Raw genomic sequence first — 22,580 nt, 5'->3', positions numbered from 1 at the left:
TGGTTGTAGCAAAATTTGAATTGGGACAAAATAAACCATTAAATCAGCTTGATACATTAAACTTAAAAGCAAACCATGATACACTAAAAATACAAAAACTCTATACGAGTACTTACAAACCTATTCATAAACGCTATGAACGTTTTTGGCGTCAGATCGTATGTATCTGGCGTGATAGCGACAGCAGGAGGCACAATGAAGCAACTACCATTAACCAAACAGCAACTGATCGCTGCCATGATTTCACTGAGTTTGGGTGGTGTGGCACAAGCTGCACTTACGATTAATGGTAGCGCTGATACAGAATCTAGCGCGCGTATCAGCTGGGGCGGTGCCGATAGCTTGTCTGAAGCCCGTAAGATTATGTACAAATCGACAGGCTCTGCTATCAAAAAGGTTGATACCGGTTATGGCACCACTAATATCACCAATGCCAACAGTTTTGGCAGCAGCAATAATAGCTATACCAATAGCAATCGCTACAACACCACCTATCGCGGCGCCTTTGGCAGTAGTGATATGATTCCGATCAGCACAGACTCGCGTAGTGTGGCTGTGATCGATGCTGAAACAGGCGAGTCTATCTACGAAAAAGACGCGGATATTGCCCGTCCAATGGCCAGTATCACCAAGGTCATGACCGCGATGGTGGTACTAGATGCCGGTCTGGATATGCGTGAAGAGATTACCTTAGACGCAGAAGACTTCGTCGGCCCCAAACGCGCAAGCTCTCGTCTAAAAGTAGGGGATCGCCTCAACCGTGCCGAAATGCTGCTCATGGCCTTGATGAAGTCGGAAAACCCAGCCGCAAAGAGTCTGGCGCGTAACTATCCAGGTGGATATAGTGCCTTTATGCGAGCGATGAACCGCAAAGCGCAAGACTTGGGTATGACGACTGCCTTTTTTGGTGATCCAACGGGTCTTGACAAGCGTAATGTGGCGTCATCAAAGGATTTGGTCAAGATGGTACGCGCTGCGGGTAACTACGATGTGATTCGCCGCTTCTCCACCACCAAAAGCTATGATTTCTTTGTATCAAATTACTCTCGCGGCAACCGCACATATAAAGCCAACAATACCAGCAGCTTAGTACGTGAGGGTGGCTATCCTATTGGTATCTCAAAGACCGGCTTTATCAATGAAGCAGGGCGCTGTGTGGTCATGGAAACGAGGGTCAATAACCGTCCAGCCATTATTGTTATTTTGGGCGCAAACAGCTCAGCCACGCGCTGGGGCGATGCAAAGAATATCTTAAACAGCTTGGCCACGCGTCGTACTGTATAAGTGCGGATGACACTGATGTCACTATACAAATGCACAAACGCAAGTATATAGATCAAAAATAGACAGGTAAAATAATTCAAAGGGCTGTTATATCATATAACGGCCTTTTTTATATCAAAAAGGATACTCGTGGTATGAATCACTTGCAATCGGCTGTCGTACCTCAGCTTTATTTACTGACCAACGATGATGAGTTTGAGCAACTCTATCAAAAGCTAGAGGCCGCGCTGGCAACAGGGCTGGTCGGTCTGCTGCAAGTACGCCGTAAAAAAACAGCGGCACTGCCAGATGGCGCGGCAACACTGTTGGCAGAAGCCAAGCAAATCGTCGAGCTGGCACGCAGATATCAGGTACCAGTCGTGATCAATGATGATAGTGCGCTGGCGGCCAAGCTCGGTGTCGGGGTACACCTAGGTCAGCAAGATAGCAAGATGGTCGATGCCAAGCGCCAAATAAGTCCGGATCAGATTATCGGTCGTACGTGTCATGGACAAGTGGCGCTGGTCAAAGAAGCCAAGCAGCAAGGCGCAGACTATGCGGCCATGGGTGCTGTTTTTGCTTCTACGACCAAGCCTAAAGCCGATACCATCTCGTACCAGCAGCTAAAAGAAGGCTGCCAGCAAGGCATCGATATCTGCGTGATAGGCGGGTTAAGTGCTGAGAATGTCGGCGCGCTGGCAGGTCTGTCTATCAAATATGTGGCTGTCGTTGGAGATATTATGGATCTGCCTGTGGCGCAGATAGCACCTCGTTGTCAGCAGTGGCAGCAAGCATTTGCAAAGTGGCATACCGCTGCCAGTGATGTAAAGGCCTGATGACCAAGTATCGTCAATCCAATATAAAGTCTCCCTAAAGTAGGTTAACTATATAAGGCACAAGACGAAATAAGCCACAAGGATAAGTCAAAAGCCATTCGTTATTTGGCGTGTTGCATACATAACGTAGCATAGGGCAGGGCCTCTAAGCGCTGCTCTTCGATTGCCTCGCCGCATACTTCGCACTCTCCATAAGTGCCGTTTTCGATACGGCTTAGTGCGTTTTCTACATAGATTAGGCTTTGGCGCGCCTCAGCCATGAGATTTTTTCGCATGTCGTTTTGACGGTAGGAGATGGCTTGGTCTTCCCAATGCTCGTTGAGGTCGTCCTGTGGGTTTTGGATATGCTCTTCGATTTTGTCGATGCGAGTTTCGTACTCTTTTTTGAGTTTTAATAGGTCTTGTTTTGCTGTTTTTAGATCGATACTCATGGTTTTCTCCTAGTAATTTGTTGTTATTATTCACTAAAATATTAGGCTAGTGCCTGTGTTTGTCGGAGCCTGCATTTATTCTGGTCTAGCCTAAGGTCATCGTAGTGTAGATTTATCATAAACAGCGCAATCCATGAGTGCCACCACGAAATGTTACTGGTTTTATAAAATGCTGATTTTTATCATCAGTTTGTCAAGCCGGTTTTGTTTGATTGTCTGCTGAGTAATATTTAATCCACGCTTTGATAGGAGAGCGTGGCAGAAAACTGCTAGAATACACCGCCACAAATTCTTACTAGAGTGTTTTTGATCGGCCTGAGCGCTACCACTCGGGCGGCATAGTGCGGCATCGTATCCATGGTGTCAGTTTTATTTAGGATTGACCATAAATATGTGGTAGTAGGACTTATCGAGCAGTCCACTGTAGATTAACAATAGATGATGTAGAGGAGCAGTTAATGAATTTTTTGCGTATGAGTGAGCTGAGCTTAACGGATAAGGTTGTCTTGATTCGAGAAGACTTAAACGTGCCAATCAAAGATGGCAAAGTCAGCAGTGATGCGCGCCTACAAGCAAGCTTACCTACCATTAAGATGGCGCTAGAAAAAGGCGCGGCTGTGATTGTCTGCTCACATCTTGGGCGTCCAACCGAAGGTAGCCCTGAGGCCATTTATTCATTGGCACCGGTCGCTGACTATCTGAGCGACAAACTGGCTGCGCCTGTGCGTTTAGACACTGACTATCTGAATCAAGGCGTGTCTATCAAAGCGGGTGAAGTGGTGCTACTAGAAAACGTCCGTTTTAACAAAGGCGAGAAGAAAAACGAAGCTGCTTTGGCAAAAAAATACGCAGATTTGTGCGATGTGTTTGTGATGGATGCTTTTGGTACCGCGCATCGCGCCCAAGCATCGACAGAGGGCGTCACTCAAGCCATGCGCCAAGCAGGCAAGAAGGTCTGCGCAGGGCCGTTATTGGCCGCAGAGCTTGATGCGCTAAGTTTGGCGTTAGAGACACCAGCTCAGCCAATGCTGGCTATCGTGGGTGGCTCAAAGGTATCGACCAAGCTTGAAGTGCTGCATAGCTTAGCTGAGGTATGTAGCCAAATCATCGTTGGTGGCGGTATTGCCAATACGTTTTTGGCGGCGCAAGGTCATAGCGTTGGTGCATCATTGTATGAAGCGGATTTGATCGATAGCGCTCGCGATATTATGAGCAAAACTGAGATTTTATTGCCTGAGTTTGTGGTGGTGGCTGATAAAGGCGATATTGACTTTGCCGATTTTACTGGTTCATTACAACAAGCCACTGCGACCATTAAGTCGGTCGATGCCATCGGCGACAACGACATGATCTTGGATATCGCGCCAAAAAGCGCTGAGCGATTGGCTGAGGCTATCATCAATGCCAAGACCATTTTATGGAATGGTCCAGTTGGAGTTTTTGAAGTGGATGCTTTTGGACAGGGTACGCAGATATTGGCCGCAGCGGTCAAAGACAGTGCTGGGTTTTCTATCGCAGGCGGCGGTGATACGCTAGCTGCTATTGATAAATATCAAGTGGCGGATGGCGTCAGTTATATGTCTACAGGTGGCGGTGCTTTCTTAGAATTTGTCGAAGGCAAGGTGCTGCCTGCAGTTGCTGCCCTGCAAATAGATGCGTAAACCTTTAACGTTACTTAGTACGTTAGTAACACTAGACGTACAACCATGATGAATCATCTAAGGTAGGCTGTGGAAATAAGAGGATGGCCATCAATATAGTGTTCTGTATGACAGACTTCGGTATTGATGGTCGCCGATTATTATTAAGTCGTATTTATTTGTTTATACACTGAAAATTATTATTGCATGTCTTATTTGCACTCTATAAAATAGCGCAACCATGTATTTTGACATGCTTTATTTACGAGAGGTTTATTATGTTAAAACGTCATTTGTTACTTGCTAGCGTACTTGCTGGTACTTTTGCTATCACTGCGTGTAGCCAACAAACAGAAGAAAACACTGAAGCTGCTGTTGAGTCTGCTGGTGATGATGTCGCAGCCAACACTGAAGCCGCCGCTGTAGAGACAGAAGCTGCTGCTGCAGAAGCAGAAGTTGCTGCTCAAAATGCTGGCACTGAAGTCGCCGAAAGCGCTGAAACTGCTGGCGCGGCTGCGACAGACGCTCTAGAAAACACAGGTGATGCAATCGCTGATGGTACCAACAAAGCAGTAGCAAACACTGCCGAAGCGGTAGCTGATGGCGCAAATGCAGTGGCTGACGGCGCAAATGATGTCGCAGTTGATGCTGAGCAGCAGTACTAATAGGTTCGATAATCAGTAGCTTGTCAAAACTAGTCGCTTAGTAAATAAGCATCGTTTGACCGGTTCAAACCTTTTTTATCACTGTTTGACTACTGATAGATTGATGTACAGCTCGCTAAATAAGCAGTTTTTTATGACTGCCCTATAATGGTTGTCTCATAAAATAGCTGCTTTATAAGCCCTCAAAATACTACAAAAGCCTTGGCGATTGCCAAGGCTTTTTGTATGGTGATGGCGAAACGCTACAAGCATTTTTTTGTAGTCAATCCGTCATAAAATAAATAGTCAGGCAACCGCTACGAAGACAAGGCAATTTTTGCTATAATCAGCGCACGATAATGAGCGTCTATTATTGCCAGTTGCCAATGGTTTTGCCAGACGGGCAGTTTTGACCTCATTGAGTGTACAGCTTTGGGCGAGTCATATAGGCAGCGCTATGTTGCTGCTATCATTTCAAAAGCTATTTTACATACTATCCAAAATTTTAATCAGAGAGCGTTTTATGGCCTTAATATCCTTACGTCAACTTCTAGATCACGCTGCCGAGCATAATTACGGGGTGCCTGCTTTTAATGTCAATAATTTAGAGCAGATGCGTGCAATCATGATGGCGGCCGACGCCTGCGACTCACCGGTCATCGTCCAAGCCAGTGCTGGCGCTCGCAAATATGCAGGCTCGGCGTTTTTGCGTCATCTGATTATCGCTGCTATAGAAGAGTGGCCGCACATTCCTGTAGTGATGCACCAAGACCATGGCATGTCGCCTGCCATTTGCCAACGCTCTATTCAGCTTGGTTTTTCATCGGTGATGATGGACGGCTCACTGGGTGAGGACGGCAAAACCCCAATGGATTACGATTATAACGCTAGCGTCACACGCGAAGTGGTCAAGATGGCGCATGCGTGCGGCGTTTCTGTCGAAGGTGAGATTGGCTGTTTAGGTAGCCTTGAGACTGGCATGGCGGGTGAAGAAGACGGCTCAGGAGCAGAGGGCGTGTTGGACCATGAGCAGCTATTGACCAGTGCGGACGAAGCCGAGCAGTTTGTCAAAGATACCAATGTCGATGCACTTGCCATTGCGATTGGTACCAGTCACGGTGCTTATAAGTTTACACGTCCACCGACAGGCGATATCCTATCTATCGAGCGCGTCAAAGAGATTCATGCCCGTATTCCAAACACGCACTTGGTCATGCATGGCTCGTCCTCTGTGCCGCAAGAGTGGCTAAAAGTCATCAACGAAAATGGCGGTGATATCGGTGAAACATACGGCGTGCCCGTTGAGCAAATCGTCGAGGCTATCAAACACGGTGTGCGTAAAGTAAACATCGATACCGATTTGCGGTTGGCTTCCACAGGCGCTATCCGCCAGTTTTTGGTAGAAAACCCAAGTGAGTTTGATCCACGTAAATATTTCAAAGCCTCTATGGTCGCGATGTCTGACATCTGTACCAACCGTTTTGAAGCCTTTGGTTCTGCTGGTCAAGCGCACAAGATTCGCCCAATCAGTCTTGAAGGTATGGTTGATTTTTATAACTAAGCCTGACAAGTAGGGCTGAGCTTATCAAAGAAGGCGTTTGTCATATCGATATGCAAACGCCTTTTTTTCTCTAAATGCTTGGGTGTAAGCGCAAGAGGTTTACGTGTACGTTTTTGCATAGGCGTTTTTAAACCAAAATATTGAGTATTAAGCGTAGAGTATGGCGCGGTTTATTTTTTATAATGATAGGTAATGGATGATGATTGGACTGATTACAGGGCAGGTCGCGTACCTGATGGCACCAACGGCATGTATTTTGACCGCATCTGGCGTGGGGTATGATATCGAGCTACCATTGCCGTCATTTTGTCAGTTACAGCTCGATCAGCAGGCTCGTATTTGGACGCATTTGCATGTGCGCGAAGACGCGCAGCTGCTCTATGGGTTTATCGATCGCAAAGAGCGCGAAGTGTTTCGTCAGCTTATCAAAATCAATGGTGTGGGGGCAAAAATGGCGTTAGCGATGCTATCTGCTATGTCGGCCGCCGAGCTTAAGATGCATGTCGAGCAAGAGTCAGAGAGTGCACTGACGCGTATCCCAGGGATTGGCAAGAAAACCGCACAGCGGTTATTAATTGAGCTCAAAGACAAGCTAAAAAATATCGAAGTCGACAATGATTTGTTAGAGCTGCCAACGCAGGTAACCACAGCTTCTCACGAAGGCAGCATCATCGCTGAGGTCGAGGGCGCACTTATCAGCCTAGGTTACAAAGAAAAAGAAGCGCAACAAGCGATTAAAGCGGCTAAGCGTAGTGGAGATACGTTTGCTGATACGCAAAGCTTACTAAAAGCGACTTTGCAGCAGTTGTCAGGCTTTTAAGGCAGTTTTTATTATTAATTAGGGTATGCCGAATATGCTTGACAGCGACCTAGCATAGTTGACTTAAGATAAGCGACATCGATTGTCGCTTATTTTTGTTTACGTCTGTGCTTTCGTGCGCTGGTGCTTTATGATGTTTTGTATGATTTCACATTTTTAATATAATGAAAAAACTATGACGCAAGATCGTTTAATTAATCCGCTAGAGGGCGCCGGTGATGCGCCTGACGCAAATATTCGCCCAGCACTACTGGCAGAGTACATTGGCCAGCCTGTCGTGCGTGAGCAGATGGAAGTATTTATCGGAGCGGCGCGCGGCCGTGATGAAGCGTTGGATCATACGCTTATCTTTGGGCCACCAGGGCTAGGTAAGACGACTCTGGCCAATATCATCGCGCGCGAGCTGGGTGGTAACCTGCGTTCAACCTCGGGGCCTGTCCTTGAGCGACCTGGTGACTTGGCTGCTATGTTGACCAATCTAGAGGAAGGTGATGTGTTATTTATCGATGAGATTCATCGGTTAAGCTCCGTCATCGAAGAGATACTCTATCCTGCGATGGAAGATTTTCAGCTGGATATTATGATTGGTGAAGGGCCTGCAGCACGCTCTATCAAGCTGGACTTGCCGCCATTTACGCTGGTAGCAGCGACCACGCGCGCGGGGCTTTTGACTTCACCTCTGCGAGATCGTTTTGGTATCGTTCAGCGGTTAGAGTTTTATAATATCGCAGATCTGACTACCATTGTGACACGAGCGGCGCGCTTGATGCGCGTGCCGATGAGTGAAGACGGTGCGGTCGAGATTGCGCGCCGTGCACGCGGCACCCCAAGGATTGCCAACCGTTTGTTGCGCCGTGTACGTGATTATGCCGAGGTCAAAGGCGATGGCCGTATCAATGGCGCGATAGCAGGCAGTGCGCTGGATATGCTGGCGGTCGATAGGCGCGGTCTTGACCATTTGGACAGACGCTATATCGAGATATTGCAAGAGCGCTTTGATGGAGGGCCGGCAGGGGTTGAGGCGGTAGCGGCGGCAATGGCAGAGGATCGCGGCACGCTTGAGGATGTCATCGAGCCGTATTTGATTCAGCAAGGTTACGTTTTACGTACGGCTCGTGGCCGCGTATTGACGCAGATGGCCATTGACCAGATGTTATAGGCCAGATGAGATGATATAAAACTGGCCAAAACACCTTTATACAAAAAGCGCCGCCTTTTGGTTGATTAAAAGGTGGCGCTTCTTCGTTTAAATCAGAGATGTCGCTATCAAGTCATTCAATGAAAAATTGTCATATCGGATAGCCTATAGGTCGGCGTAGGCTGTTAATCTGCGACCACAGTCTTTGGCCATATTTTTCCAGGATTAAGGATGTTATTGGGGTCGAGCGCTGATTTGATGGCTTGCATCAATACTAAGGCATTACCATGCTCCTGTTGCATATATTTTTGCTTGCCTTGACCAATACCATGCTCACCTGTGCACGTACCATCCATCTCGATGGCGCGCATGGCCAGGCGGCTAATGATGCCATCGGCAGTAGCGATTTCCTCAGGGTTATCGGTATCGACCAATAATAAAACATGAAAGTTGCCATCACCCACATGTCCGACGATAGGGCCAATCATTCCTGATGCCTCGATGTCTTTTGCCGTGGCGCTGACGCACTCTGCCAAGCGCGAAATAGGTACACAAGCATCGGTCGATAAGGCGCTGGCTTCAGGCCGTAGGGCAGAGCTGGCATGATAGGCATTGTGCCGCGCTTGCCACAGACGCTTACGTTCGGCCTCGTCTGTGTCCCACGCAAAATCGCTACCGCCAAACTCTTCGATGATGTCAGTAAAGATTGTTGCTTGCTCAGCCACGCCCGCGTCCGTGCCATGAAACTCCACAAACAAAGTTGGCGTCTCAGTCAGGTCTAGATTGGCATATTGATTACAGGCTTTGATTTGCATGGCATCGAGTAGCTCAATACGGGCAACTGGCAAGCACATCTGGATGGTAAGCATCACCGCCTGACAAGCGTCCTCAATCGTTGGGAAGTGGCAGATACCACTAGCAATACATTCGCTAATACCAAACAGCTTGAGCGTGACTTCGGTGACAATGCCTAGCGTCCCTTCTGAGCCGATCATAAGCCGTGTTAGATCGTATCCAGCGGCCGACTTTTTGGCGCGTGTGCCTGTACGTACGATCTCCCCGTTGGCGGTCACGACTTCTAGAGCGAGCACCACATCTTTCATAGTGCCGTAGCGCACAGCGTTGGTGCCAGAGGCGCGAGTGGCCACCATGCCACCGATACTGGCATTAGCGCCTGGGTCTATCGGAAAAAACAGCCCCGTATCGCGCAGGTAGTGATTGAGCTGCTCGCGTGTGACGCCAGGCTGTACGGTCACGGTCAGATCTTCATTATTGACTTGTAAGATTGCATCCATCGCATGCATATCGATACATAGCCCGCCAAAAGGCGCGTTTAGCTGACCTTCTAAGGATGAGCCTATACCAAAAGCAATCACTGGCATCTGATACTGGTTGCAAATCTCGACAGCCGCGGCGACCTCATGTTTATCCTGCACGGTCAGCACCGCATCGGGTGGCTGGTTGGCAAGCCATGTCATGGTATGACCATGCTGCTCGCGTACCGCTTTATTGACACTCAGCTGTTTGCCAAAGCGCGTCTGTAGCGCAGCTATGGCCGCACTGTGATCGGGCGTAGTGTTATCGTGCAGCTCGGATGCGGGTAAGGCGGATAGGGCAGACATGGATGACTCCTACATATATGATTTGTTAGACAGCATGTGTTTTTATTTTTTTGGACGTAGACTAGGGCGTGTCCTCAATCTAATCGATAGCTATCTAAATGGGCTAAAAATGGCTAAACGGTGTCGAATAGCTGACGAATATCTCGATATTAACGGCGATATTTTCCTTATTTGGCGGCAATTTATCTCATTTTTATCGCCATTTTTAAAATGAGGAGACGCCCTAAAACAATATACGCCAATGGCATAACGAGCGCTAAAAGAACAACTAGGCCAGTACCCGCCAAACAACCACGACGATGGCCAATAGATAAAAGACAGGCGCAAACCAGCCGACTTGCGTGGCAATCGCAATAAAGATAGCAAAGCCTGAGAGTGCCAGCCAGTCGCGACGACGGTCATTGAGCATATCCGCTCGGATTTGCTGTATTTCTCTGAGCTGACTGTCTTGCCGCGACCCTTGCGTGGCAAGGCTTTGTAAACCTTGGTCGAGTAGTTTTGGGATATCCGTGGTCGATAATAACAGCTCTGGCAACTGTTGGCGCAGCTGTTGTAAGTTGCGCACAGGGTCGAGCTGCTCTTTGATCCAGCCGCTAAGGATGGGCTTGGCAAGCGACCAAATATCAAGCTCAGGATATAGGTCGCGCCCCAGTCCCTCGACATGTACCAAGGTTTTGAGCAGTAGCATTAACTGTGGCGGAATACTCATATGATGACGACGGGCGATATCCAAAATCTGCATCAATACTCCAGCAAAATCGATGTCATTAATGGATTTTTGTAGCATCGGACCGACGGTGCGTTTCATGTCACGCATGAGTGCATGCTTGTCAGCGTTAGGTGGTATCCAGCCTGCACGGCTGACAATATCTACCACGGCCGTGAAATTGTTATTCATCACTGCCAGCAGCATCCGCGCCACCACCAGCTGATCGTCTCTTGATAGCGTACCCATGATGGCACAATCAAGGCCGATATAGCGCGGCTCATGGCCAAGCTTTGCCGTATCATCGTATAAATCTTTGACAGGTGGTGTCTCAACGAAGACATTACCCGGATGCATATCAGCATGAAAAAAGTTATCGCGAAATACTTGGGTAAAAAATATCGTTAAGCCTTTTTCTGCCAGTGCCGCACGGTCATAACCCAGCTTATTAAATACCTCGACCTGCGAGATAGGAACGCCTTGGATGCGCTCCATGACCATGACGTTTTTGGCGGCATCATAAACTTCAGGCACATACATGAGTGCCGAGCCTAAGAAGTTATTGCGCATCTGCGTGGTATTGTCCGCCTCCAAGGTCAGATCCAGCTCATTGAGCATCACTTGGCGGTAGTCTTCGACGATATCGATGATATGTACCGCGCGCGCCGCTTCGATACGTGCTGATGCCCAGCCGGCCAGCTCGCGCAGTAGCTCAAAGTCAGAGACGATGGTGGCGCGAATATCCGGCCGTACCACCTTTACCACCACTTCACGACCATCATGCAAGGCCGCGGTGTGTACTTGGGCGATAGATGCCGCCGCTAGTGGCTTGACATCAAAGCGGGAAAACAATGTGTTGATCGGTTGACCGAGGCCGTGTTTTGGGTGCTGAATCTGAGCAATGGCAACGTCAGCGTCGAAGGGTTTGACTTTATCTTGTAGCTGCACCAACTGCTCGATGATCTCGGGTGGCACCAAATCACGGCGCGTAGAGAGCAGCTGGCCAAGTTTTAAAAACAGCGTGCCCATGTCTTCTAGGGCGTACTTAATGGCGTTGGGCTGATGTTTTTTGCCCCACGCGGCGGGGTGCAGACGAATCAAGCGCGCGATAGGCTGTAGCTGCGGCATCTCTTCTAAAGACAGGTGCGTATCGATGCGATAAGTGGCGGCGATACGCCAAAGCTCAAATAAACGGGCGCGGTGAGATAGTAGCATGAGAAATAAGCACTCTAAAAAATTCAAAAATAGGGTAGCGCGGTGCTTAGGGTTTGTTAAATATTCAACATGCCCCAGACCAGTTACTGATGAAACGAGTTGTTAAGAAAACGTGATTGCTCTTCTTTGATGGCTGCAAGTCTCGCTTCTTCGCGTGCCACATCAGCACGTAGCTTGAGGAGCTGCTGCCTGAGATCATTAACTTCTGCCACCTCAGCGGGGTCAGGTGCAGCATTGCCTGCCACATCATTGGCCCAATCGCTGACGTCATCAAATGCGCGTTTGGCACTATGTCGCCAGCTGCTTTTTAGCTGAGAGATGAGCAGGTGTAATTGGCTGGCCATGGGCTTGCCGATGAAAGGCTCCAGCTGTCCTGCCACGTCAGGGTCAAACCCTGCGACCAGCTGTTTTAGCTGCATGAGTACCTTATAGTCGCCTGCGATAGGCAGGTTGCCTTCGGTGCCGCGCATCAGGTTGAGCAGTTGGGCAGGATTGTCGACTGTGATGGTGCAATCTGGTCGGCTGTGACCGATACGCGCGCGCTGCCTACTGGCTTTTTGCCGCTCATCCATAGTGCCGCTTGGCTCAAACACACTGTCCGTGGTCACAGGCTCAAAGCGCAAACGCTCATGGCTAAACAGCACGTCTAGATGAATCTCAGGCACGGCCATCTCTAGCCGCAATACTTTACCAGCAAGCGGGGCCAATCCTGCTTTGGTAATGTCATCGCTAGCGATAGCAAGGTTAATCAGCTTTTCGGCACCAGCCAAAAGTAAAACAGTCAGCATAAGGCTCTCGCGTGTTTGGTGAAGCGCCTAACAACAGCGCTAAGTTTATAATAATCAACGACTACAGAGTGTAGCGGCTCAATAGTCACCATCGTTATCCCATCATGCAGTAGAAAAGACGCAGCGTTAAGTACTACATACTAAGTGCTAAATACTAAGTGCTAAATACTAAATACTAAGCAATATTACGCCTTAAAACCGCGATGCACCGCGACGATACCGGCGGTGAGATTGTGATAATCACAGTTTTCAAAGCCAGCTTGTTGCATCATTTGCTTTAGCGTTTGCTGATCAGGATGCATACGAATCGACTCTGCCAAGTACTGGTAACTTTCAGAATCATTGGCAATCAGCTTGCCCATCATCGGTAGCGCTGTAAATGAATACAGATCATAGGCTTTAGACAGTGGCTCAAAAACGGGCTTTGAGAACTCCAAAATCAACAAGCGACCACCTGGCTTTAGTACGCGGTACATGGCTCGCAGCGCTGCGTCTTTGTCTGTGACGTTGCGTAGACCAAAGCTGATGGTCACCAAATCAAAGCTTTCATCATCAAACGGTGCCAGTGTTTCGGCGTTGGCCAATACAAAATCTACGTTGTTGCAGCCTGCATTGATCAGGCGCTCACGGCCGACCTCCAGCATGGCCGCGTTGATGTCTGATAGTACCACATGGCCGTGGCGACCCACTTCGCGGCTAAACACTTTGGCCAAGTCGCCGGTGCCGCCAGCGATATCGAGCACCTGCTGACCGGCCCGCACGCCTGATAAGCTAATCGCGTAACGCTTCCATAGACGATGGATACCAAATGACATAAGGTCGTTCATGATGTCGTATTTTTTGGCAACAGAAGTAAAGACATCAGCCACACGTGCTTGTTTTTCTGCTTTATTGACTGTCTTATAGCCAAAGTGTGTCTGCTCATTACCATCGGTTTCAGGCGTGTGCGGGTTGTTGATGTCATCGCGCTGATTAAATAGCGTCTGCTTGGCAGTTTGTGCTTGCGCAGTGCTAGGGTCAGCACTGTCATTGATCGTATTAGGCATAGTAGTTTGTTGACCTTGTGGGGTTCCGGTGGGTAAGTCTTGAACTTGGGTAAAATCATGGTGCTGGCTGCGCTGAGCGTCTGTCTGCCGCGCTTGTGCTTGCGCTGTGATGTCTTGATTATGACGGATGCTTTCTTTGACAAGCTTGTCTTTGACGAGACTGTCTTGCAGCTCGGCCTGCTTGGATGGCTCGTGGGTGTTAGCGGCGCGGTTGGTGTTGTCTGTGCTGTCGGTCATCATTGTGTCCTATTCGTTATTGTTATGATTTTCTTGGTAGGGCGTATTGGTATTAGCCAATCTACACTATCAGTCTATGATACACCAAACCGCATTGGCTTACCGTCATTATCCGTGGCATGCACTTGCTCGATAATCAAAAGCTCCTGCTGGCAAAATGGCTCGATAAAATGACTGACACTCTTGAGTGGTTTCATGGCCTGAAAGCCTGTGTCAATGAAATCATACAGTGGTTGAAAATTATAGCGATAGGCGGTGCCTTTGGCTAAAGCAAAGGCTTTTTTGAGCATAAATGAGTTTAAATGCTTGTCTGTGCGATAACAGACGTCTTTGAGGTTGGCGATTTGGACGCGGCGTGCTTCTGCTTCATCGACAGCACGATAGGCGGCCAGCATATTGTCTTCGGTCACTGGCAACTCTTGGGTCAGTAACCACTGCGCTAAATGCAAATCCAGCTCAATCGCCAAAATCGCCGCTTGAATGCCCATACTGCCAGCCTCCAGCGCCGACTCTTTTGCCAAGCGCTCAAGCTTTTGCGCTTTGGGTAAAATGCGCTCCAACTGTTTGGCCAGTAGCTTAAACTCATCGCCGCCGTATAGCTGGGTCAAAAAATACTCAGCCATCAGTTGATTTTTGGGCTGAGAAAACAGTTCATGGTGCGTGTGTTTGATGCGCGTTTGTTGCCATGACTGTACGTCTTTTAGTTTATTGTTTAGGGCATCGTCTTGATGGTAGGGCAGCGCCCAAAAGCGGGTCAAGTGTTGTTGTAAGTTGGCTAAAGCGGCCATGGCAATCAATCCTATAAAATCAATAATATTATCAAAGTGCTGATAAATGGCGTGGTGTTACCTATCTGTCAATGACATATTTTAATGGTTTTGTGCGCAAAATAATTTTTAAAACGCTATAAAGATTTTAAAAACCGTATAAAAATACCGTCATTATAACGACAATGTCAGAAAGACAAGGTCAAAAAGCAGTACGGTCAATTTGCTATAAAATCGATACGCTCATATCAACGTGCAACTTGTTATGAAGCGGCTTTATTGCCATGTATCTGAATAGCCATGTATCTGATTTATTTAGACGCAGCTATATCTTGCGTATCTCTAAAAGACAACCTGTAGCAAACGGACGTATCGTAAAAAGTGTTCACCTTAAAAGAAAACAAAACAGAATACAAATGCCAAACTGTTACCCAAATGGTTACACAGCAACGTTATTTAGTCTATTGGCTGAGTGCTAGTATAAAAATGGCTCAAAATTTTGCAAGATTGATGCAATGAATCAGCATTGGATGAGCCTATAAAAAGCCAATTAGGACGGAGGATGTGATGTCAAAAAATAACCATGCCGCAGAGCAGAGTGCACCAGCTGGACGCACGCCAGCTGATAAACAAGTCATCAGTCAGCGTCTCAAACCCAATCCGCTCAGCCAGTTTTTTATGGACAAAGATGCCCTGCGACTGGCGTTGGTCACGGCGCAATACGCCCTGCGGGCAACGCGGCAACAAAGCTCGCCTACCCATGACAAAGCCACGGGACTGCTGGTACTGGTCAACGGGATGGAGCAAGCCGGTAAAGGCACCGCAGTCAAGCAGTTAAGAGGCTGGGTAGATCCGCGGCTACTAAAAGTCGAGGCGACCGTTGGCGACTGCCCACTGGATTATCAGCCGATTTGGCAAACGCATACCAACGTGTTGCCACGTCACGGTGACGTGATGGTGTATTTTGGGAATTGGTATGCTGACCTGCTGTATGACGTCATGCGTATGACCTGCGCAAAAGACACTACCGAAACAGCCGCTGGGACAAAGAGTCAAAATAGACAAGATGATGCGCCATCATCTTTGATGTCTCGTATGACCACCAAGTGGCAAGACTACCTACAGCAGCAGCTGGCGAAACTAACTGCCTTTGAGCAGGATTTGGCGGCCAACCAAACGCGACTGCTTAAATGCTGGTTTCATGTCGATGTCGATACGTTGCAAAAACGCCTGACTGACAAAACAGCAGACCCACAGTTTTTGTATCAAATGGACTGGCACGACAGACAAGTGGTCGATACCTTCAATGAGGTGGCAACCGCGCTGCTTAGACAACAATCAGACTGGGTCATCATCGATGGGGAGGACAAGTCTGCTGCCGCCGATCATTTTTGTCATGAGGTGCTGCACGCCATGCAAGAAGCGCTGGCAAGTAGCAAGACGAAGGATGACACTAAAGCAAAGTCTTATCCCAGCACCTTCGTGCCAGTCGCCATTCCCAATCAGCTACAAGAAATCACCAGCACAAAAATAGACAAGTCTGACTATAAAGAGGCGCTGGCGGCTAAGCAAGCGCATTTGGCTGCGCTACTGCGTGCGCGCAACGGTCGGCATGTGGTCTTTGCTTTTGAAGGCATGGATGCTGCTGGCAAAGGCGGGGCGATCAAAAGGCTAGTAGCGCCGCTCGATCCGCGCGAGTATCAGGTCTATAATATCGGGGCACCGATGCTTCATGAGCTGCAGCATCCTTATTTGTGGCGCTTTTGGCATAAACTGCCCAACGAGCACACTGACCGCATCAGTCGTATTGCTATCTTTGATCGGACTTGGTACGGGCGAGTGTTGGTTGAGCGTATCGAAGGCTTTGCTGACGCGGCGGCATGGCAGCGTGCCTATGATGAAATCAACCGTTTTGAGGCCGACCTAGCTGATGCAGGCACGCTGGTGATAAAATACTGGCTGGCCATCGACAAAAAAGAGCAGCTACAGCGCTTTGAGGCACGCCGGCAGACACCGCACAAGCAGTATAAGCTGACGGAGGATGATTGGCGCAATCGCGATAAGTGGGAGAGGTATGTACAGGCGGCCGCTGATATGCTGGCACGGACAGACACAGACAAGGCACCATGGTGCGTCATTGCCACCAACGAAAAGCGCCAAGCGCGCCTGCAAGTCTTGGATCATGCCATCGCACAACTATCGTCGCTATAGGCGTATGGCGTAAATAAGCGTATAATGGCGCAGGTAAACACGGTATCATCTGCCCTAACCATGAGCAGTTACAAATCTTGTAATATCATCATGCATTATGTGCTTATATTGAATATAATAGGCGCGTAACGTTTCTTGCTACACCCAACAAAACGTAGCAAATAGAGTCTTGTGACCTGTATTGGTGCCTTTGGTAATACACCGACCATCACAGCTCTGACAACGCTTATCATAATTAGTAGTTATCAAGTACTAACATTATCATCACAAAAATCTAAGCCGCAAGATGCTGTAATCAGACGATTGAGCAATATCCCTTGCGGCTTTGTGACATGTTGCATTAAGGGTTTTACCTTCGGCACGCTTGTCTTTAATCGCATATAATTTCAATCAGCTTACGCAGGACGTATCAACGTATGGGTATTAGCAGCAGCTCTACAGGGCCCGCCAAATCAGTCGGCTCTATGAGAATAAATCTATTTTTTGCCATTTTACTGATTGCGATGACCGCCTACTTTTTATGGTGGGGTCTAGATTACACAATGCGTCAACAAACGACGCTATTTATTGTCGCTACCGCTTTTGGTGTCTTTATGGCATTTAATATCGGTGGTAACGATGTTGCCAACTCCTTTGGCACCTCGGTGGGCGCGGGGACGTTGACCATCCCGCAAGCGCTCGGGGTCGCCGCGATATTTGAAGTATCCGGCGCAGTGCTGGCAGGCGGGGAAGTGACGGACACCATCCGCAAAGGCATCGTAGACTTAGATGGTCTGACCGTCACGCCCAACCAGTTCATTTACGTCATGCTCTCAGCTCTGGTTGCGGCCGCATTCTGGCTGTTGTTTGCCACTCGCAAAGGCCTGCCAGTATCGACCACGCACTCTATCATCGGCGGGGTAGTTGGTAGCTCTATCGTGTTGGGCTTTGATTTGGGTGGCAGCGCGACGGCACTCTCGACAGTCGATTGGGGCACGGTTGGCACCATTGCCATCTCATGGGTGTTATCGCCTCTATTGGGTGGTATCTTGGCCTATATATTGTACGGTCAAATCAAGAAAAACATCATCGAGTATAACGATAGAACCGAGGCTCATATTGGTGAATTAAAAGCCAGTAAAAAAGTCTTAAAACAAAATCATAAAGAGTATCTGGAGCGTCTGACCGAGTCGGAGCAGCTGGCTTATACCTCAGCGATGCTGCGCGACCAAGAAATCTACAAAGATGATGATTGTGTCGTCGAAGATTTAGAAACGGACTATTACAAAAAGCTGTATGAGATCGAAAATGAGCGTAGCAGTCTAGATACACTAAAAGCACTCAAGCAATGGGTGCCGATGATTGCTGCGCTTGGCGGCGCGATTATGACGTCTTTGGTGGTGTTTAAAGGTCTTAAAAACGTCAATAATAGCCTGACGACGCTACAAGGTTTTTTGATCATGGGCATGATTGCTGCCCTTGTCTGGTTGGCCACCTTTATCTACACCAAAAGTATCCGCGGTAAGCATAAAGAGGATTTGACCAAAGCGACCTTTATTATGTTTAGCTGGATGCAAGTATTTACGGCCTCCGCTTTTGCCTTTAGTCATGGCTCAAACGACATTGCCAACGCCGTCGGCCCGTTTGCGGCCATTATGGATGTCATCCGCACCAATGAGATTGCCTCACAAGCGGCAGTGCCACCAGCGGTGATGTTGACGTTTGGGGTGGCGCTGATCGTCGGTCTTTGGTTTATTGGTAAGGAAGTTATTCAAACTGTCGGTACCAATTTGGCAAAAATGCATCCCGCTTCTGGCTTTTCAGCAGAGTTGGCCGCCGCTGCCGTCGTGATGGGTGCCTCGACCATGGGCTTGCCAGTATCGAGTACGCATACGTTGGTCGGTGCGGTATTGGGGATTGGTATTGTCAACAGAGACACCAACTGGGCGCTGATGAAGCCAATTGGTCTGGCGTGGGTTGTCACTTTGCCAGCTGCCGCTACGATGTCTGCGATAAGCTATGTGGTTCTAAAAAATATCTTTTAACCAACAAAAGCGGCAACCATCGTGCAAAGATACGCATGCAGATAGGTGGCCAGTGTTGTACACGAGCACACTCTCATAAAAAACGCTTATCAGCCTAATGCCGATAAGCGTTTTTTTATAAATGTAGAACCTATCCTATCTTAGCGCTCAGTCACAGACAGTGGATGGGACTAATCCGTACCAAACTGCTGACGCTTTTTGGCGAAAAAGCGATCCAAGCGATCCATGGCGTTTTCTAGATCATGGATATTGGGCAAAAACACCAAGCGGAAGTGGTCAGGTTTGTCCCAGTTAAACCCGGTGCCTTGTACCATCAGGACATTTTCTTCTACCAGTAGATCCATCATAAAGGCCATGTCGTCTTCGATAGGGTAAACCTCAGGGTCCATTTTGGGAAAACAATAAAACGCGCCCTGCGGCATGGTGCAAGAAATACCTTTAATGGCGTTGAGGCGAGTGACGGCCATTTCACGCTGCTTATACAAGCGCCCCGTCTTTGAGGTCAGCTCTTTCATGCTCTGGTAGCCGCCCATCGCCGTTTGAATCGCGTACTGGCCTTGGACGTTGGAGCACAAACGCATGGACGCCAGCATATCTAAGCCTTCGATAAAGTCGGCGGCGTGCTGCTTTTGCCCTGAAACCAGCATCCAGCCGGCACGAAAGCCTGCGATACGGTGCGACTTTGAGAGACCATTATAGGAGAGTACCAGCACGTCATCCGTCAAGGTGCTCATCGGTGTATGCACGGTATCATCATACAGAATACGATCATAAATCTCATCAGCCATGATGATCAGATTATGCGCTTTGGCCACTTCAATAATCTGTCGTAGCAGCTCGTCGCTGTAGAGCGCCCCTGTGGGGTTGTTGGGGTTGATCACGACGATGCCTTTGGTTTTGGGCGTGATTTTAGATTTGATGTCTTCGATATCTGGGTGCCAGTTATCGTCTTCATTACAGCGATAATGGACAGCGGTGCCACCAGCCAGATTTGCCGCGGCCGTCCACAGTGGATAGTCTGGCATCGGAATCAGTACTTCATCTCCATCATTCATCAGCGCCTGCATGGTCATCACAATCAGCTCAGACACGCCGTTGCCCAGATAGACGTCGCGCACATCGACGGCAGAGAGGAGTCCTTTTGATTGATAATATTGCAGCACGGCCTTTCGCGCCGAAAAAATCCCTTGCGAGTCTGAGTAACCAGTCGCCTCTGGCAGGTTCATTGATACGTCGCGCAAAATCTCATGCGGAGCCTCTAAACCGAAGGGCGCAGGGTTGCCAACGTTGAGCTTCAAAATACGTTTGCCTTCTGCTTCCATTTTATTGGCAGTCTGAAGTAGGGGGCCACGAATGTCGTAGCAGACGTTTTGTAATTTGTCAGACTTTTTTATTGTATTCATAAAGGGATCGCTTGTCTGGTTGGTTGGTGAAGGAGCTTGTGTCATGGCTGCATCAGCTTGGCTGATTGGTTTTTGGGATTGACTGATATGCTCGTCTAACACGCGATGTTGGCCACCGGATTGAGCTATCGCTAGCTCAGGGGCGCTGTTAGGGCGGGGCAGCTCTGTATCGGCTGCACTCTCACCGCGCAGCAAATACCCTTCGCTACAGCCCAAAATACGTGCCAATGTCGGCAGCTTGGATGAGACGATACCGTTGGTGCCACGCTCCCAGTTAGAGATAGCACCGCGACTGACCTTAGCGCCAGCGGCAGTCATCGCTTGGGCTAGCTGCTCGGCGGTCAGCCCTTTATCACGGCGCAGCTGCACCAGTCGCTCAGCCTGAGTGCTCTTTTTATTGTTATCAGCCATTACATTTAAGCCTATATATATGTGGTAGTGCGAGTCTTACGCATCAATAAATCTGTGATTGCGGCGCATAAATGTTTAACGCCAATGCAAGATATTATTGCATTTTATCTATCAATGCAAGCCGTATCTATTGGCTTATTTTACAATGCAAGAATAACTTGCAAAATATATCTTTAAGCGGTGCCCTGAGTATATCTGTAGCTTTTGCCAAGCTATCCGGTTTTTAAAGCATGACCAACTCGCCTAACCAATTTGACTATATAAGACGCTCATAAATTGCCAAAGGGAGAAGCGCTGCTTTCTTATCATTTTTATTACAGTGCTCATCAGACTTGAGAGGTAGAATGATATTCTTATAGTAGACACCTTGAATAATGCTGGTTGTATCGACAAATACATAGCATCGTTATTATTATCATGGGCTTAACTGGCTCTGTATTTTGGTAGTTTTATAGCGAGATGGTGTTGTAGCGAAATAATGTTATAGCGATTAACCACAAAAAATTAGACAAAACCGATAAATAAGGATAAACCATGCAAGACAACCAACTTAGCAAAGAAGAAATCAGTCAATTGACCGACGCTGACTGGCGCGAGCGTTTGAGTAGCGAAGAGTATCATGTGATGCGCGAAAAAGGCACAGAGCGTCCGTTTACTGGCGTTTATAATGATGTCAATGACGAAGGTATCTACCGCTGTAAAGGCTGCGGTGCAAAGTTATTCGATGCTGACAACAAGTTTGATGCAGGCTGCGGCTGGCCAAGCTTTGATCAAGGTATCGACAATGCCGCTATCGATGAGCATGAAGACAACTCATTAGGTATGCGCCGTACCGAGGTGACCTGTAGTAACTGCGGCGCGCACTTGGGTCATGTGTTCCCTGATGGACCGCGTGAGACGACAGGTATGCGCTACTGTATCAACTCGGTCTCTATTGATTTGGATAAATCTGCAAAATAACCTGCTTTTGTGATTTTACCGCAGAGCGTATGAATGGCATCGCGCACGCATTTTTTGATATAAAAAAGTCTTGCTGGTCGTCAATGCGGCCAGCAAGTGCCGATTTACCCCGCAGTTTGAAGGGCTAGAGGGGTTGTGTCCGCAGTATAAAGGTCAGGTTTTTCATAGATATAGTCGATTCTCAATAAAACAGATATATTATATGTCAACGTGGAACTGGTATAAATTTTCCTTGCGTGCTGTGCCTGCGCCGACAGAGGCTGCGTAAAATTTATCCCAGTCCCACTGTATCGTTTTTATACTGAACTCACTATAACATGGGATAGCGAGCCAAGCTGTGCATCCAGAATGCGTCAATATTAGAAATATCTGTAAATTTTAAAAAATATAAAATTAATAAAAACATAGGTTTGCTGATTGTTTTTTTAAAATAAAAGAAAATCATGAAAAAAAGGCAAAATACCGTTTGACAGCCATGTGTAAATCTATATAATACACACCCACAGAGCGAGGCTTTAGTCAGTCAGCTTCTGTTAGAATATTCCCATTAAGGAAAATTCTCTTGTGAAGCAAAAATTGCAGTGCCATTTTTAACGCTTCTCAGGGTGATTAGCTCAGTTGGTAGAGCGTCTGCCTTACACGCAGAATGTCGGCAGTTCGAGCCTGTCATCACCCACCACTTATTAGCAAGTGGGCCCTTATAAAGGCAAGATGCTAAAACGACCTAAGCAGCGGTAGTTCAGTTGGTTAGAATACCGGCCTGTCACGCCGGGGGTCGCGGGTTCGAGTCCCGTCCGCTGCGCCATATTTAAAACGAATTTAAACTATTAAGTTTAAGAAAGTTTCGCCTCAAACAT

17 protein-coding genes and 2 tRNA genes are annotated in these 22,580 nt (G+C 48.1%); 12 read left to right on the top strand and 7 right to left on the bottom strand.

Translation table 11 applies throughout. From position 1 onward, the window contains the following. Nucleotides 1-195: 195 nt before the first annotated feature. Both CAP50_RS10110 and CAP50_RS10105 read left to right on the top strand, forming a co-directional pair. Nucleotides 196-1,284: a serine hydrolase gene (locus tag CAP50_RS10110; protein WP_100749901.1), complete on the top strand. Its 1,089-nt coding sequence runs from the start codon at nucleotides 196-198 to the stop codon at nucleotides 1,282-1,284. A 134-nt stretch (nucleotides 1,285-1,418) separates the two neighbouring features. Then, the gene (locus tag CAP50_RS10105; RefSeq protein WP_100749900.1) at nucleotides 1,419-2,099 is read left to right on the top strand and encodes a thiamine phosphate synthase; all 681 of its coding nucleotides are present in this window, start codon (nucleotides 1,419-1,421) and stop codon (nucleotides 2,097-2,099) included. Nucleotides 2,100-2,200: 101 nt separating this feature from the next. Here the strand turns inward: CAP50_RS10105 and CAP50_RS10100 are convergent, their stop codons facing one another. After that, nucleotides 2,201-2,530 (bottom strand): TraR/DksA C4-type zinc finger protein, encoded by a 330-nt coding sequence (locus CAP50_RS10100; RefSeq protein WP_100749899.1) that lies wholly within the window; start codon nucleotides 2,528-2,530, stop codon nucleotides 2,201-2,203. Between the two features lie 458 nt (nucleotides 2,531-2,988). On the opposite strand from CAP50_RS10100, the gene CAP50_RS10095 reads away from it, so the two are divergent. From CAP50_RS10095 to ruvB, 5 genes are all read left to right on the top strand, one after another. Then, nucleotides 2,989-4,191, top strand: coding sequence for a phosphoglycerate kinase (locus CAP50_RS10095; protein ID WP_100749898.1), 1,203 nt, complete (start codon nucleotides 2,989-2,991; stop codon nucleotides 4,189-4,191). A gap of 257 nt (nucleotides 4,192-4,448) precedes the next feature. Next, complete coding sequence (locus tag CAP50_RS10090; RefSeq protein ID WP_075100663.1) at nucleotides 4,449-4,835, top strand: hypothetical protein; 387 nt, start codon at nucleotides 4,449-4,451, stop codon at nucleotides 4,833-4,835. Nucleotides 4,836-5,337: 502 nt separating this feature from the next. Continuing rightward, nucleotides 5,338-6,375: a class II fructose-bisphosphate aldolase gene (gene fba, locus CAP50_RS10085; RefSeq protein ID WP_075100769.1), complete on the top strand. Its 1,038-nt coding sequence runs from the start codon at nucleotides 5,338-5,340 to the stop codon at nucleotides 6,373-6,375. A 199-nt stretch (nucleotides 6,376-6,574) separates the two neighbouring features. Beyond that, complete coding sequence (ruvA, locus tag CAP50_RS10080; protein WP_075100770.1) at nucleotides 6,575-7,195, top strand: Holliday junction branch migration protein RuvA; 621 nt, start codon at nucleotides 6,575-6,577, stop codon at nucleotides 7,193-7,195. Nucleotides 7,196-7,370: 175 nt separating this feature from the next. Then, complete coding sequence (gene ruvB, locus CAP50_RS10075; protein ID WP_075100664.1) at nucleotides 7,371-8,354, top strand: Holliday junction branch migration DNA helicase RuvB; 984 nt, start codon at nucleotides 7,371-7,373, stop codon at nucleotides 8,352-8,354. A 164-nt stretch (nucleotides 8,355-8,518) separates the two neighbouring features. Here ruvB and CAP50_RS10070 read toward each other — a convergent pair whose 3' ends face one another. The 5 genes from CAP50_RS10070 to CAP50_RS10045 form a co-directional block, all read right to left on the bottom strand. After that, nucleotides 8,519-9,955 (bottom strand): FAD-binding oxidoreductase, encoded by a 1,437-nt coding sequence (locus CAP50_RS10070; RefSeq protein ID WP_100749897.1) that lies wholly within the window; start codon nucleotides 9,953-9,955, stop codon nucleotides 8,519-8,521. 268 nt (nucleotides 9,956-10,223) lie between these two features. After that, nucleotides 10,224-11,876, bottom strand: coding sequence for an ABC1 kinase family protein (locus CAP50_RS10060; protein WP_100749895.1), 1,653 nt, complete (start codon nucleotides 11,874-11,876; stop codon nucleotides 10,224-10,226). Nucleotides 11,877-11,959: 83 nt separating this feature from the next. Further along, nucleotides 11,960-12,664 carry a ubiquinone biosynthesis accessory factor UbiJ gene (locus CAP50_RS10055; RefSeq protein ID WP_100749894.1) on the bottom strand — a complete coding sequence of 235 codons (705 nt, stop codon included), beginning with the start codon at nucleotides 12,662-12,664 and terminating at the stop codon, nucleotides 11,960-11,962. Between the two features lie 185 nt (nucleotides 12,665-12,849). Next, nucleotides 12,850-13,947 carry a bifunctional demethylmenaquinone methyltransferase/2-methoxy-6-polyprenyl-1,4-benzoquinol methylase UbiE gene (ubiE, locus tag CAP50_RS10050; protein WP_241900742.1) on the bottom strand — a complete coding sequence of 366 codons (1,098 nt, stop codon included), beginning with the start codon at nucleotides 13,945-13,947 and terminating at the stop codon, nucleotides 12,850-12,852. Between the two features lie 74 nt (nucleotides 13,948-14,021). Further along, nucleotides 14,022-14,735 (bottom strand): FFLEELY motif protein, encoded by a 714-nt coding sequence (locus CAP50_RS10045; RefSeq protein WP_100749893.1) that lies wholly within the window; start codon nucleotides 14,733-14,735, stop codon nucleotides 14,022-14,024. A 546-nt stretch (nucleotides 14,736-15,281) separates the two neighbouring features. On the opposite strand from CAP50_RS10045, the gene CAP50_RS10040 reads away from it, so the two are divergent. Both CAP50_RS10040 and CAP50_RS10035 read left to right on the top strand, forming a co-directional pair. Continuing rightward, nucleotides 15,282-16,925, top strand: coding sequence for an ATPase (locus CAP50_RS10040; protein WP_100749892.1), 1,644 nt, complete (start codon nucleotides 15,282-15,284; stop codon nucleotides 16,923-16,925). A 416-nt stretch (nucleotides 16,926-17,341) separates the two neighbouring features. Beyond that, the gene (locus CAP50_RS10035) at nucleotides 17,342-18,949 is read left to right on the top strand and encodes an inorganic phosphate transporter (RefSeq protein ID WP_075100670.1); all 1,608 of its coding nucleotides are present in this window, start codon (nucleotides 17,342-17,344) and stop codon (nucleotides 18,947-18,949) included. Nucleotides 18,950-19,119: 170 nt separating this feature from the next. Here the strand turns inward: CAP50_RS10035 and CAP50_RS10030 are convergent, their stop codons facing one another. Next, the gene (locus CAP50_RS10030; protein ID WP_100749891.1) at nucleotides 19,120-20,763 is read right to left on the bottom strand and encodes an aminotransferase class I/II-fold pyridoxal phosphate-dependent enzyme; all 1,644 of its coding nucleotides are present in this window, start codon (nucleotides 20,761-20,763) and stop codon (nucleotides 19,120-19,122) included. A 534-nt stretch (nucleotides 20,764-21,297) separates the two neighbouring features. On the opposite strand from CAP50_RS10030, the gene msrB reads away from it, so the two are divergent. From msrB to CAP50_RS10010, 3 genes are all read left to right on the top strand, one after another. Beyond that, the gene (gene msrB / locus CAP50_RS10025; protein WP_100749890.1) at nucleotides 21,298-21,723 is read left to right on the top strand and encodes a peptide-methionine (R)-S-oxide reductase MsrB; all 426 of its coding nucleotides are present in this window, start codon (nucleotides 21,298-21,300) and stop codon (nucleotides 21,721-21,723) included. A gap of 603 nt (nucleotides 21,724-22,326) precedes the next feature. Beyond that, nucleotides 22,327-22,402: transfer RNA gene (locus CAP50_RS10015), tRNA-Val, on the top strand. Between the two features lie 49 nt (nucleotides 22,403-22,451). Continuing rightward, a tRNA-Asp gene (locus tag CAP50_RS10010) sits at nucleotides 22,452-22,528 on the top strand. Nucleotides 22,529-22,580: the final 52 nt, after the last annotated feature.

The sequence above is a fragment of the Psychrobacter sp. L7 genome (assembly GCF_002810365.1).
Classification (GTDB): Bacteria; Pseudomonadota; Gammaproteobacteria; order Pseudomonadales; family Moraxellaceae; genus Psychrobacter; species Psychrobacter celer.
Note: the sequence above shows the minus strand (reverse complement) of the source record. Positions and strands in the feature narration are given on the sequence as shown.

Coding starts and splice junctions, on each gene's coding strand:
- CAP50_RS10110 (WP_100749901.1), top strand. CDS start 196: ATGAAGCAACTACCATTAACCAAACAGCAACTGATCGCTGCCATGATT.
- CAP50_RS10105 (WP_100749900.1), top strand. CDS start 1,419: ATGAATCACTTGCAATCGGCTGTCGTACCTCAGCTTTATTTACTGACC.
- CAP50_RS10100 (WP_100749899.1), bottom strand. CDS start 2,530: ATGAGTATCGATCTAAAAACAGCAAAACAAGACCTATTAAAACTCAAA.
- CAP50_RS10095 (WP_100749898.1), top strand. CDS start 2,989: ATGAATTTTTTGCGTATGAGTGAGCTGAGCTTAACGGATAAGGTTGTC.
- CAP50_RS10090 (WP_075100663.1), top strand. CDS start 4,449: ATGTTAAAACGTCATTTGTTACTTGCTAGCGTACTTGCTGGTACTTTT.
- fba (WP_075100769.1), top strand. CDS start 5,338: ATGGCCTTAATATCCTTACGTCAACTTCTAGATCACGCTGCCGAGCAT.
- ruvA (WP_075100770.1), top strand. CDS start 6,575: ATGATTGGACTGATTACAGGGCAGGTCGCGTACCTGATGGCACCAACG.
- ruvB (WP_075100664.1), top strand. CDS start 7,371: ATGACGCAAGATCGTTTAATTAATCCGCTAGAGGGCGCCGGTGATGCG.
- CAP50_RS10070 (WP_100749897.1), bottom strand. CDS start 9,955: ATGTCTGCCCTATCCGCCTTACCCGCATCCGAGCTGCACGATAACACT.
- CAP50_RS10060 (WP_100749895.1), bottom strand. CDS start 11,876: ATGCTACTATCTCACCGCGCCCGTTTATTTGAGCTTTGGCGTATCGCC.
- CAP50_RS10055 (WP_100749894.1), bottom strand. CDS start 12,664: ATGCTGACTGTTTTACTTTTGGCTGGTGCCGAAAAGCTGATTAACCTT.
- ubiE (WP_241900742.1), bottom strand. CDS start 13,947: ATGACCGACAGCACAGACAACACCAACCGCGCCGCTAACACCCACGAG.
- CAP50_RS10045 (WP_100749893.1), bottom strand. CDS start 14,735: ATGGCCGCTTTAGCCAACTTACAACAACACTTGACCCGCTTTTGGGCG.
- CAP50_RS10040 (WP_100749892.1), top strand. CDS start 15,282: ATGTCAAAAAATAACCATGCCGCAGAGCAGAGTGCACCAGCTGGACGC.
- CAP50_RS10035 (WP_075100670.1), top strand. CDS start 17,342: ATGGGTATTAGCAGCAGCTCTACAGGGCCCGCCAAATCAGTCGGCTCT.
- CAP50_RS10030 (WP_100749891.1), bottom strand. CDS start 20,763: ATGGCTGATAACAATAAAAAGAGCACTCAGGCTGAGCGACTGGTGCAG.
- msrB (WP_100749890.1), top strand. CDS start 21,298: ATGCAAGACAACCAACTTAGCAAAGAAGAAATCAGTCAATTGACCGAC.